The organism is Paenibacillus baekrokdamisoli (genome assembly GCF_003945345.1).
GTDB lineage: Bacteria > Bacillota > Bacilli > Paenibacillales > Paenibacillaceae > Paenibacillus_Z > Paenibacillus_Z baekrokdamisoli.
Genome location: NZ_AP019308.1, coordinates 2,525,016 through 2,536,664, shown reverse-complemented (window position 1 = coordinate 2,536,664; position 11,649 = coordinate 2,525,016). Strand labels below are relative to the sequence as shown.

Annotated in this window: 13 protein-coding genes; all 13 read left to right on the top strand. The window is 45.6% G+C overall.

Annotated features, from left to right (window positions below):
• Window positions 1-13 precede the first annotated feature (13 nt).
• The 13 genes from trpD to EKN16_RS11310 all read left to right on the top strand — a co-directional run bounded on the left by trpD (window position 14) and on the right by EKN16_RS11310 (window position 11,623).
• On the top strand, window positions 14-1,039 hold the full coding sequence (gene trpD, locus EKN16_RS11370) for an anthranilate phosphoribosyltransferase (RefSeq protein ID WP_125666139.1): 1,026 nt from the start codon (window positions 14-16) through the stop codon (window positions 1,037-1,039).
• Window positions 1,029-1,826 carry an indole-3-glycerol phosphate synthase TrpC gene (trpC, locus tag EKN16_RS11365; protein ID WP_125656726.1) on the top strand — a complete coding sequence of 266 codons (798 nt, stop codon included), beginning with the start codon at window positions 1,029-1,031 and terminating at the stop codon, window positions 1,824-1,826. Before trpD ends, trpC begins: the two co-directional genes overlap by 11 nt.
• The gene (locus tag EKN16_RS11360) at window positions 1,823-2,530 is read left to right on the top strand and encodes a phosphoribosylanthranilate isomerase (protein WP_125656723.1); all 708 of its coding nucleotides are present in this window, start codon (window positions 1,823-1,825) and stop codon (window positions 2,528-2,530) included. Before trpC ends, EKN16_RS11360 begins: the two co-directional genes overlap by 4 nt.
• Window positions 2,527-3,729: a tryptophan synthase subunit beta gene (gene trpB / locus EKN16_RS11355; protein WP_125656720.1), complete on the top strand. Its 1,203-nt coding sequence runs from the start codon at window positions 2,527-2,529 to the stop codon at window positions 3,727-3,729. Before EKN16_RS11360 ends, trpB begins: the two co-directional genes overlap by 4 nt.
• Window positions 3,719-4,540, top strand: coding sequence for a tryptophan synthase subunit alpha (trpA, locus tag EKN16_RS11350; protein ID WP_125656717.1), 822 nt, complete (start codon window positions 3,719-3,721; stop codon window positions 4,538-4,540). The genes trpB and trpA overlap by 11 nt, the downstream gene beginning before the upstream one ends.
• Before the next feature lie 104 nt (window positions 4,541-4,644).
• Entirely contained in the window at window positions 4,645-5,742 is a 1,098-nt protein-coding gene (gene hisC / locus EKN16_RS11345; RefSeq protein WP_125656714.1) for a histidinol-phosphate transaminase, read from the top strand.
• Window positions 5,743-5,746: 4 nt separating this feature from the next.
• Window positions 5,747-6,838 (top strand): prephenate dehydrogenase, encoded by a 1,092-nt coding sequence (locus EKN16_RS11340; protein ID WP_125656711.1) that lies wholly within the window; start codon window positions 5,747-5,749, stop codon window positions 6,836-6,838.
• Window positions 6,839-7,365: 527 nt separating this feature from the next.
• The gene (locus EKN16_RS11335; RefSeq protein WP_125656709.1) at window positions 7,366-7,962 is read left to right on the top strand and encodes an RNA polymerase sigma factor; all 597 of its coding nucleotides are present in this window, start codon (window positions 7,366-7,368) and stop codon (window positions 7,960-7,962) included.
• Window positions 7,959-8,561 carry an anti-sigma factor family protein gene (locus EKN16_RS11330; protein WP_125656706.1) on the top strand — a complete coding sequence of 201 codons (603 nt, stop codon included), beginning with the start codon at window positions 7,959-7,961 and terminating at the stop codon, window positions 8,559-8,561. The genes EKN16_RS11335 and EKN16_RS11330 overlap by 4 nt, the downstream gene beginning before the upstream one ends.
• Window positions 8,562-8,646: 85 nt before the next feature.
• On the top strand, window positions 8,647-9,234 hold the full coding sequence (locus EKN16_RS11325; protein ID WP_125656703.1) for a histidine phosphatase family protein: 588 nt from the start codon (window positions 8,647-8,649) through the stop codon (window positions 9,232-9,234).
• The gene (locus tag EKN16_RS11320) at window positions 9,167-10,585 is read left to right on the top strand and encodes a hypothetical protein (protein ID WP_311546553.1); all 1,419 of its coding nucleotides are present in this window, start codon (window positions 9,167-9,169) and stop codon (window positions 10,583-10,585) included. Before EKN16_RS11325 ends, EKN16_RS11320 begins: the two co-directional genes overlap by 68 nt.
• Before the next feature lie 281 nt (window positions 10,586-10,866).
• Window positions 10,867-11,049 (top strand): IDEAL domain-containing protein, encoded by a 183-nt coding sequence (locus EKN16_RS11315; protein WP_125656697.1) that lies wholly within the window; start codon window positions 10,867-10,869, stop codon window positions 11,047-11,049.
• 151 nt (window positions 11,050-11,200) lie between these two features.
• Window positions 11,201-11,623 (top strand): DUF2487 family protein, encoded by a 423-nt coding sequence (locus EKN16_RS11310; RefSeq protein WP_125656695.1) that lies wholly within the window; start codon window positions 11,201-11,203, stop codon window positions 11,621-11,623.
• Window positions 11,624-11,649: the final 26 nt, after the last annotated feature.

Below are 11,649 nucleotides of genomic sequence, written 5' to 3'. Positions count from 1 at the left end.
TGAAACAATAACGATGCAGCGCGCGCTTGCTGCTCTAATATCCAATCAAGATTTGACCCGTGAGGAAGCGCGGACCATTATGGGGATTATAATGAATGGTGAAGCAACCGGTGCACAGATTGGGTCTGTAGTGACTGCCCTTCGAATGAAGGGTGAAACGAAGGACGAAATCACGGGCTTCGCAGAAGCAATGCGAGCTCACTCCAATCATGTGCTTACAGAGCAGCAGGGACTTCTTGATACCTGTGGGACCGGTGGATCGGGTATCCACAAATTCAACATTTCCACCGCTTCGGCAATTATTGCTTCCGCCGGTGGAGTACGTGTTGCCAAGCATGGCAATCGCGCGATGTCCGGTAAATCTGGGAGCGCGGATGTACTTGAAGCGCTAGGCGTGACAATTACTTTAAGCGCAGAGCAGGCGGCTAGCTGCTTGGAATCGATTGGAATATGCTTCATGTTCGCGCAGCTGTATCATCCTTCTTTAAAATATGCGGCGTCTCCAAGACGAGAGATCGGCATTCGTACGATTTTTAATATGCTCGGACCCCTAACTAATCCAGCTGGCGCAGATCGTCAATTACTTGGTCTATACGATCGTTCACGGACGAGTACGGTTGCGGAGGTGCTTGGCGAGCTCGGCTTGAAGCGTGCGATGGTCGTGAGCAGTCATGATGGCTTAGACGAAATCAGTATATCTTCTCCGACCCAGATTTCTGAACTTCAGTACGGTAGGGTTCGAACATACGAAATTACACCCGAAGATCTGGGACTGCCCGTTCATTCCCTAGCCGAAATCATCGGTGGCGAGGCGGATGTTAATGCTTCGATTATTCGACGGATTTTCAGTGGCGAAGAACGTGAGGCATATCGTAATATTGTATTGGCTAATGCCGGAGCATGTATGTATGTAGGCGGTTCTGTAGCTTCTTTAAGGGAAGGTGTAGAAGCGGCTGCAGCAATTATTGATTCTGGCAAGGCAGCGGCAAAGCTAGAGCAGCTTATTGATACGACAGGAGTGTTGGTTCATGTTTCTTGATAAAATCGTAGCTTCCAAACGTAAAGAAGTGGATGATCTTGCAGAAAGCTTTTCACTCAACGAATACGAGCGTCAAATAGCAGAGTTACCGCCATGCAAAGGTTTTGAACATGTAATAGCAGGTTCTACGAATCGCCCGCTTGGTCTAATCGCTGAAGTGAAGAAGGCATCCCCGTCCAAAGGACTTATACGTGCGGATTTCGATCCAGTAGCATTGGCGCGTACTTACGAAGCTGCTGGTGCTGATTGTATCTCCGTATTAACAGATGAGGATTATTTTCAAGGGAAGAACGAGTATCTGACAGCTGTTCGCAGTGCAGTTAGCATACCTTTGCTTCGTAAGGACTTCACGGTCGACTATCGTCAAATTTACGAAGCCCGAGTGATTGGTGCCGATGCTATTTTGTTAATAGCGGCGATCCTCAGACCTTCTCAATTGTCCGAGTTTTACGATATTGCGAAGTCCATCGGCTTGGATGTGCTTGTTGAAGTGCATGATCAGGAAGAGATGGAAGCAGTGCTCGGAATTGGTAAAGCTAAGCTGATTGGAATTAACAATCGTAATCTTCAGACCTTTGAGACCGATATTACAACAACGGAGAAACTGATCGGACTTGTCCCTGCCGGTGTGTCGGTTATTAGCGAGAGTTCCATATCCGTTCCGCAGGATATCTCCTATGTCCAGTCAGTAGGGGCGAAGGGCGTGTTGGTTGGTGAATTCTTCATGCGTCAGCCTGATGTAGCTGCTGCAGTAGAGGAATTAATGGGACCGGTGACCAGGAAATGAACAAGCTGCAGGATCGACGGACACGAGTCAAAATATGCGGACTGCGCGATGTGGAAACGATCCGCGCGATGAATGGCCTGCCGTTAGACGAGATTGGCTTTTTATTTGCGAAAAGTCGTAGAGAAGTATCTCCTCAGCTAGCGGGTGAGCTGATCCGTGAAGTGCATAAACTACGGACTCCAGCCGGAAGTAGGCCGCATACGGTAGGCGTTTTCGTAGACACACAGCTTGAAATTTTGCGTGAACTGCTGAAAGTAGCTCCACTTGATGTCGTTCAGCTGCATGGTGATGAGTCACCGGAGCTATGCGCGGCAATAAGGGAAGAGCTTGGCGTTGAAGTATGGAAGGTCTTCTCGGTGACGGAGAGCGAGCAGCTGTCTGATGATAGCCATTCGAAGAAATTGGCAGAGGGGCCGCTTAGACTTGATCGCTATCAAGGTACCCTTGATGCCGTCCTTATTGATACAGCTGGTGGAGGTACCGGACAAGCCTTTGCTTGGCATGTAATTCAACGTTATGCTGAGGCAGCTGCTCGAATCGGCGTTCCATTATATGTCGCTGGTGGACTTCACCCAGATAATGTTGGTGAATTGCTGGAAAATTATACACCGAGTGGTGTAGACGTCTCAAGTGGTGTAGAAACGGAAGGCATCAAAGATATAGATAAAATTCGCAGGTTTGTTGAAAGGGTGAATCAAGCATGAATCAAGTCCCTGACGTAAACGGGAGGTTCGGGAAGTTTGGCGGTCGTTATGTACCAGAAACGCTGATGAACGCACTGCTCGAGCTAGAAGAAGCTTATAAGCATTATTCCAAGGACCCGGATTTCATTGCGGAAGTCCGTTATTTATTAAATCATTATTCAGGTCGTCCAACCTCACTTTATTATGCGGAGCGTCTAAGCGAGCATCTGGGCGGAGCCAAAATCTATCTTAAACGCGAAGATTTAAACCATACTGGCGCGCACAAAATTAACAATACAATCGGTCAAGGCGTTCTCGCTAAACGAATGGGGAAAACCAAGATTATTGCTGAAACAGGCGCGGGTCAGCACGGTGTCGCATCAGCAACCGTAGCTGCGCTGCTAGGTATGGAATGTAAAGTGTTTATGGGTGAAGAGGATACTAAGCGTCAAGAGCTTAATGTATTCCGTATGCAGCTGCTCGGTGCTGAGGTTGTTCCGGTTATGTCCGGAACAAGAACGCTGAAGGATGCTTGTAATGAAACGCTGCGTTATTGGGTAAGCAACGTAGAGGATACGTATTATATACTTGGCTCCGTAACTGGACCTCATCCTTATCCGATGATGGTACGTGATTTTCAACGGATCATTGGTGATGAGACTCGGGAGCAGATTCAGAAGGAAGCGGGTAGATTACCTGATTATGTAGTAGCTGCGGTTGGTGGGGGCAGTAATGCAATCGGTATGTTTTATCCCTTTATCGGAGATGAATCCGTTCGAATGATTGGCGTAGAGGCAGCAGGCAGAGGCGTTGATACGGATGAGCATGCAGCAACCATGACTAAAGGTCGTCATGGGGTGTTCCAGGGCTCTCTTAGCTATGTACTCCAAGATGAATATGGACAAGTACAGCCTGCCCATTCCATCTCTGCTGGATTAGATTATCCTGGTATAGGACCGGAGCATGCTTACTTAAAGGATGCTGGTCGTGCAGAATACGTTCCGATTACAGATGCGGAATCGCTTGAAGCACTGCTCCTATTAACGCGCATGGAAGGCATTATACCGGCACTCGAATCCGCACATGCGATCGCACAGGTCATGAAACTGGCTCCAACGCTAAGTAAGGACAAAATTATCGTCGTCAATTTATCCGGTCGCGGAGATAAAGATGTTCACACGATTATGGGATCATTAGGAGGAACGACAGATGGCCACTAATAATCTTATAGACAATAAATTCGCCCAGCTCAGAGAGCAGGGGCGTTCTGCGCTAATTCCGTTCTTGACGATCGGTGATCCGGACTTGGCGACATCCGTTGATATCATTCAAGCTCTGGAAGAAGCAGGCGCCGACATGATTGAGCTTGGGGTTCCTTATTCCGATCCCCTTGCTGACGGGCCGGTTATTCAGCGTGCATCTGAACGTGCGCTCAAGAACGGAAGTATTTCGGTTGCTGATGTCATCCAAGTAGCAGAGAATGCCCGTAACATCGGTGTTAAGCTGCCATTCATTCTCTTCACATACTATAATCCTGTGCTTCAATACGGCTTGGAAAGTTTCTTTAAGCTCGTTATTGCCAAAGGAATCAGTGGTCTTATTATTCCTGACCTGCCAATAGAGGAAGATAGTGAAGTTCGTGAGATGGCAGAGGAAGCAGGCATTCATCTTATTCCGCTTGTTGCCCCTACTTCCAATGATCGTGTAGCCCGTATTGCAAGTAAAGCGCGTGGCTTCGTTTATTGTGTTTCGTCGCTTGGCGTTACAGGTGTCCGTGCCGATTTCCACAAAGGGATTGATGATTTCTTATCGACCGTAAGAAGCGCGACTTCTATTCCTATTGCTGTGGGCTTTGGAATTTCGAGCCGCGAGCAGGTGGAGCGCTTCGAGAAACAGGCTGATGGGGTCATTGTGGGTAGTGCTATTGTTCGTAAAATCGAAGAAGTGGTCCCCTTGCTGCAATCGAAAGACACCAAAAAAGAGGGACTTGCGCAAATTCGTGATTTTGTCAGAGCCTTGAAGGGCGAATAGAGTTTGGTAACTTACCTGAAAAAACTTTTAAATACATCTGACTTATGAGACAATGTTCAACATAAAGTCAGTACCAATAAGCCATTTCCATGAGGTGATTATAGTTGATTCCTAAGAAAAGTATTGTCCATTTACCTGTTTACCAGCCTGGTAAACCCGTCGAAGAGGTTAAGCGTGAGCTAGGGCTTAAGGAAGTTATCAAGCTTGCCTCCAACGAGAATCCATTCGGAAGCTCAGAGCATGCCAAAGCAGCTATCCAGAATGAAATTGCCAATATTAGCATTTATCCGGATGGTGGAAGTGTTCAACTGACAGCAGCAGTAGCCGAATATTTGGAGGTTAATCCAAACCAAATTATTTTCGGAGCAGGATCTGACGAGGTTATTCTAATGCTCGCTCGTGCATTCCTATCTCCTGGCGACGAAACGATCATGGCGGATGAGACCTTCCCGCAATATAAACATAACGCAGAGATCGAAGGCGCTACGGTTATTGAAGTACCGCTTAAAGAAGGAACGCATGATTTGCCGGCTATTTTGTCAAAAATCAATGAGCGTACCAAAATCGTATGGATCTGTAACCCGAATAACCCATCTGGGACAATCGTTCGCGAAGATGAATTGGCAGCATTTGTTCGTGAAGTGCCCAAGCATGTTCTCATTGTTCTTGACGAGGCTTATTATGAATATGTAACGGATGAGGCTTATCCGAACAGTCTTGCACTCCTTCGTGATAATAATAATGTGATCTTATTACGTACCTTTTCCAAAATATATGGCTTAGCATCTTTGCGTATTGGTTATGGGGTAGGGCATCCAGATGTTGTACGCTCCATCAATCAAGTCCGTGAGCCATTCAATACCACTCGCTTTGCCCAAGCAGCCGCAACCGCATCAATCAAGGATATTGATTTCTTGAATAGCTGTAAGGAACGTAATGCGGAAGGCCGCATTTACTTGACTGAACAATTTGCCCGTTTAGGTCTTAGTCATTTCGAAGCGCATGGCAACTTTGTCATGGTCGATGTGAAACTACCTTCGCAGCAAGTATTCGATGGGCTGCTTCGCAGAGGGATTATCTCTCGTGCTCGCTGGACTTATTATCCAACGCATATCCGGATTACGGTAGGAAGCCAAGCGCAGAACGAGTCGTTTATTAAGGCACTCGAGGAAGTACTATCAGAAGCGGCGGTGCTAGGTTAATATTATGACGAAAATTGCGATATTTGGCGTCGGTTTGATTGGCGGCTCGCTTGCGCTTTGCTTTAAGGGCAAGCCAGGACTCACTGTCGTTGGTCATTCCATACGTGAATCATCCGCAGCCAAGTACCTCGAGCGGGGCGTTGTCGATTATGCGACAACGTCTATGCGCGAGGCCGCAGAAGGCGCGGATTTTATTTTTTTATGTGTTCCTGTAGGGAATCTGGATCAGTATGTACGTGAGCTTAGCTCATTGCAGCTGAAGCCAGGATGTATTGTAACGGATGTTGGAAGCACGAAGGCATCGGTTGCAGCAAGTGCTAAACAAGTTCAACTTGAGGGAGCAACGTTTATCGGTGGTCATCCGATGGCAGGGAAGGAGCAGTCTGGAGTAGAAGCGGCTTCCGTCTATTTATTCGAAAATGCTTTTTACGTGATTACGCCTGACCCCGATACGAATCAGCAGGAAGTGGATAAGCTGATCGAGCTTCTAAAGCACACGAAAGCTCATATTATTCAGGTTAGTCCAGAAGAGCATGATGAGATTGTTGGTGCGATCAGTCATCTTCCGCATATTATTGCGGTTGCGCTGGTCAACCAAATTCGAGCTTACAGTAATACCAATGAGCTTTACTGTGTTCTTGCAGCAGGAGGCTTCCGCGATATTACACGTATTGCATCGAGTGATCCCATTGTTTGGCGCGACATCCTAGTCGATAACCGAAAAGTACTGCTAAGACTGCTCAAAGATTGGAATGAAGGGACTTCAACGTTCATTCGTATGCTTGAGGAGCAGGACGGGGATCGTATTGAGCTTGCATTCAAGGAAGCGGGACAATTTCGCGGTCAGCTGCCAGAGCGCCGTAAAGGCATGATTCACTCCATCTACGAATGTTATGTGGATGTACCTGATCATCCAGGCATAATCGGAAAAGTTGCAACTGAGCTCGGTAACAGTTCGATTAACCTCAGTAATATTCAAATCATTGAAAGCAGAGAAGATGTACCAGGCGTTCTAAGATTATCTTTCCGTACCCAAGAGGATTTGGATCGTGCAGTAGACAAGCTGGACAAAATCGGATATTCTGTTCATTTTTAAAAATTTTATATGATTTATGAAAACGCTTGTTGACAAAATGAAAACGTATACATATAATAAAAGTACAGTATGGTTTCTCTCCACTCCTATCCTAATCCTTCGCACTTTGTGCGGGCCGCCCTTTATCAGGGCGGTCTTTTTTTTGTTTAATTTGGAACTTAGTCAGGCTGAGTCTCGTCTAGAATATAATAGGGATAATCTTTGGAATTTTTTTATCGAAGATAAGAAGCAGCTATGTTACAATAGATGTACATGAATGTAAAAATAAGGGAATGTTATCCAATGTCGAAAGAAGCAGGATTTTGGTCGCATTTCTCGAATTTATAGCATAGGTATAGACTTTTAATAATAGGATAACTAACAATCGAACAAGGATCATTTCCATAATCGGTTCACGCGCAGCGCCAGCCGTTTTTTTCTTGATATATTTTTTTGAAAGAATGCGCAACTTTTTTCTCCTGCTTCGGTACAATGTTTAAGTCATACCGAACTGGGATTACTCCTAAGGCCAAGGAGGATCGCCCGTAATGACCGATTCGCAACTTATACGTGAAATTAAAGACGGTAATATACAGCTATACTCGGAACTGATGCGGCGCTATCAGCGAAAGATCCTTGCCTTTATCTATCACATGCTAAAGAGTGCGAAACTTGAGCTCTTGGCGGAAGATTTATGCTCGGAAACCTTTTATAAAGCCTATCGCAGCTTGCATTCATTCCGCGAAGTCGATGCTACATACTCCACATGGTTGTACACAATAGCAAGGAATACGGTACTTAGTGAACTGCGTAAGCAAAAAGCAGGAAATATATCACTCGACGAAGTTGGATACATACCGATTGCACCGCCAGATACAGTGCCAGAGCAGCGTTTACTGCAAAGTGAACGAATGATGATGGTTCGAGAGGCAATCAATAGTTTGCCTGAGAAGCAGCGCTCAGCGCTCATTCTTCGAGAATATGACCAGTTGGATTATCAGGAGATAGCCAGTATTTTGGGTCAAACAGTAAGCTCTGTGAAATCACTTCTTTTCAGGGCCCGCAGCAGTGTAAAGGTACAACTAGAACCGTATTTCGGCGAATCACCATTGCTGGAGGAATACGAGGGGATGAAAATGAGATGAAATGCCTCGAAGTTCAACAATCGTTTGGTGCCTATTGGGATTTGATCGAAGATGGCGAAGAAAGAATGACTATTGACGATCATCTAGATTATTGTGAAACCTGTAGGGAAGAATTCCGAATTTGGGAGGAAAGCGAGCAGCTTATTCGCTTTTTTTCGGAGAATGAGGATGAAATTGGTCCAATTGATCATGTTAATCATGGGGTTATGGATCGAATCTATGCAGAAGAATCTTGGCTCATACCTGTATCAAGTCGCAGCTATCAATTCTCAAAGTCTTTTCGACGTAATGTGACGGCAATTGTTGCATGCTGCATGGCTATTTTCGTTAGTGGATTATTTTACTTGCTTACAGGCTATAACAACTCTTCTTCCGTCGAGGTAGCCAAGTTAACGGGACTCATTGAAACAGCCAATGCGGCGAGTGATGTTTCTTTAATCGGTGCTGATTTTTATGCCGATGTACCGGTCGCTAGCATAAGCGATCCAATCCTTCTGAATATCGTACCGACAGTCCCTCAATACTGGGTCGCATTGTCTTTACTGGGTATCATTATGACATTGCTCATATTAAATTGGTTTTCGCGAACGCGAAATTGACGTATCCTATAAGTATTGTTTTTACTCCAGCACCTGCTGGAGATTTTTCATTTTTAATAGCTTAAAAGGAAAGAGGGGATTTAGTTTGCGGCTAGGACTTATTCGCCATGGTAAAACGGATTGGAATGCGTTAGGTAAAATTCAAGGGCAGACGGATACGCCGCTAAATGATGAAGGGATCCGTCAGGCTCATGCTTTAGCGGATAGGCTAAGTCATGATACGATGCAATGGGATGCTATCATTTCAAGTGATCTGAGTCGTGCTTACGATACTGCGCGAATCATAGCCGCTAAGCTAAATATTCCACTCTTACCTAGTGAAGTGAGGCTGCGTGAACGCTTCTTTGGTGAAATTGAAGGGACAACGGAAGAGGAGCGGCTGAGAAGGTGGGGAGTCAATTGGCGCAAATCCGAAAGTGGGCAAGAATCGGATGAAACAGTACGCGGACGCGCTCTATCCTTCGTAGACGAAGCTGCTGTAAAGGAGCCGACTCGCAATCTCCTTGTTGTATCACATGGCAGCCTGCTAGCTCAATTACTCAAAGGGATGTGTGCTGAACTAGAGGATAAGCCGATTGGTAATCTCTCTTTCTCCATTATGCAGAATGACAACAACAAATGGTCAGCGTTGCTTCATAATTGCACCCGTCATTTGGAACAGCTACAAAAATAAATCACCACGATATAACGATCAGCTGCTTGCCGCATTCGCGGTTCTAAGCGGCTTTTTTATTTTCATAGGTTATAAATTCCGTGAATCTTCCAATAATGATAGTAAACCTGCAAGCGGAACCGGGAACGGAGGGCGGAAGATGAATTTGGCGGACATGCTTAGTTACGCCGATATTGGACAGCTAAGCCGAATTGCGACAACGTATCATTGTGAATGCAATGGGAATTCGAAAAACGATTTGATCCAGTCTATTTTATCAACGGTTAATCGCAGGGATGTGTTTGAAGCGCAAATCGGCGGGATGAAACTAGAAGATTTGCGGTTCATAAATTCGCTGCTATTTGACGCCAGAGATGCCTTCAGCTTAGAAGAACTTGTCGCGCGTGTACAACAAAGTAAATTTGGAGTGAGCTCGGTAGAGTCAGAATCAGTTTCTTCTGAACAAGTAATTAGCCATAAAACAGCGCAAAAGAAAAGTACCAAGCGTATGAAAGCGACAAAAGAAAAACAAATACCGGAGACGGGACCAAGAGAGACAATAGCTAGGTTTAAGCAATATGGGTGGCTGTTCAATGGCTTCGCGGGACATAACCGCTACTTATTCCAAGTACCAACCGATTTGAAGGAACGTTTCAAGGCTACGATGGAACGTCGATTTGTTTCTCAGGTCACTTATGCAGATGGTGAACCGGATGCTTACCGGGATGAGCAGTTATTGATGGGTGATGATGTCCTCCAACTGCTTCATTACATCCAACACAATGAAATTCCTTTAACCTCAGATGGGGTAATGTACAGACGAAATATTTTGCAAATTCTTGACTTATTCGGCGTGAAAGAACAGCTTCCTGCTCGCGGGGAATGGCGATTCGGTTATGGCAGACGGATAAAAGATTATCCGAATCGACTTGCGCTTCTATATGATTATTGCTATTTCAAAGGATGGATCGAAGAAACCAGCAGATTCCTTACATTGACAGCTCTTGGCAAGGAGAGGCAGACGCATCGTATTCCGGAGCAGCCGGACAAGATCTATCAGTTCTGGATAAGGTTATATAGAGGGCCGATTCCGAATATAAAATCGATTGTTCACTGGATCGATAAGCTCTCACAACACTGGGTGAATGCAGAAACATTGACCCTTGCTCTGACGCCTTACATAAAACCTTTCTATTATGATCAACCAGAGACGATCATCGAACAACGCTTGATTGGGATGATGATGCATCTTGGCATCCTGCGGATTGGCGAGCATAACGAGCAGCGACAGGTTATTCGAATGACGCCAATGGGCAAATCTATCGTGGCTGGCCTGAGCATAGATGATGATACCATTATTTTGAATAGCTAGTGGTATCTATCACATAGGCAAGAACACATTCATCATTGACAGGGGCCAACGTCCTAGCGGAGCGGCTGTTTTTGAATATGCTTTAGTAGAGCCGGTTCGCTCTCGCTAGAAATCATTACAGGAATGACACCTATACGCTTTCTCTTGGATCGCCTGCTAAAGTCGTCAACAGAATCCGGACAAGAAGACGATTGGCAACGAAAAGATGGACGATGGAAAGCTCAAGTGGCGCAAGAAAACGAATATAGGATCTCTTAAACGCCGTGGTGGAGGTGTATCCTATGGATAAAATGAAAGTCTCGTACGAAGCGATGCTCGGACTTGCTGCTGAGATGACACTTGATGAGGCCGTGCTTAAATTTCGCTCGGACCGATTGTATCAAGCGATTGATAAAGCGTTAGCATCCGGGGATAAGGATACGTTCCGTCGCTTGACAGACGAATTGAAGGCCTTAAATGTATAAGGATCTATGAGAACGGCTCATGAAGACCTGCTTCCGCTCGGAGAATGCTCCGAGTATGGTTGCGGGTCGTTTTTTTGTTTGGAGGATTGTGGTAGGATAGTAGAATACAGATGTTTTGAAAGAAAATGATGACTCAAGGACTGGTGAAACGATGAAATTCAGTGACCTTAGCGCTGAGCAATGGGCAGAGCTTCAGCCCTATTTGGATACAGCTATCCTTCCGTTGACAGGTTTATCTGGTTCAGAAATGCCGCATGAGGCAACAGCTGTGCTGGAGAATTTGCGAGATGTTCTCGATTTAATTGAAGGCCCTTTCAAAGGAAGAGTTGTTGTTTATCCAGCTTGCCATTACGTAAAGTGGGATGATGGTGCAAATGAGCAATTGGCAGTTCTTTGCTCAAGTTTGAAGCAGGTAGGTTTTCGGTACGTTATTATAGCAGCGGCATTCCAAGCTCCGGATCAAGATAAACCCATCTCCGCAGACATGGTTATAGGACTGGAGAATGGTGATGTCTTGCCAAGCGCGCCAGCTGTAAGTGAGGCTGTTCGAACATTATGGCTGGGACGAGCTTAAGAGGTAATTCCAGCATCTTTTGCATA

Coding starts and splice junctions, on each gene's coding strand:
- trpD (WP_125666139.1), top strand. CDS start 14: ATGCAGCGCGCGCTTGCTGCTCTAATATCCAATCAAGATTTGACCCGT.
- trpC (WP_125656726.1), top strand. CDS start 1,029: ATGTTTCTTGATAAAATCGTAGCTTCCAAACGTAAAGAAGTGGATGAT.
- EKN16_RS11360 (WP_125656723.1), top strand. CDS start 1,823: ATGAACAAGCTGCAGGATCGACGGACACGAGTCAAAATATGCGGACTG.
- trpB (WP_125656720.1), top strand. CDS start 2,527: ATGAATCAAGTCCCTGACGTAAACGGGAGGTTCGGGAAGTTTGGCGGT.
- trpA (WP_125656717.1), top strand. CDS start 3,719: ATGGCCACTAATAATCTTATAGACAATAAATTCGCCCAGCTCAGAGAG.
- EKN16_RS11340 (WP_125656711.1), top strand. CDS start 5,747: ATGACGAAAATTGCGATATTTGGCGTCGGTTTGATTGGCGGCTCGCTT.
- EKN16_RS11335 (WP_125656709.1), top strand. CDS start 7,366: ATGACCGATTCGCAACTTATACGTGAAATTAAAGACGGTAATATACAG.
- EKN16_RS11330 (WP_125656706.1), top strand. CDS start 7,959: ATGAAATGCCTCGAAGTTCAACAATCGTTTGGTGCCTATTGGGATTTG.
- EKN16_RS11320 (WP_311546553.1), top strand. CDS start 9,167: ATGACAACAACAAATGGTCAGCGTTGCTTCATAATTGCACCCGTCATT.
- EKN16_RS11315 (WP_125656697.1), top strand. CDS start 10,867: ATGGATAAAATGAAAGTCTCGTACGAAGCGATGCTCGGACTTGCTGCT.
- EKN16_RS11310 (WP_125656695.1), top strand. CDS start 11,201: ATGAAATTCAGTGACCTTAGCGCTGAGCAATGGGCAGAGCTTCAGCCC.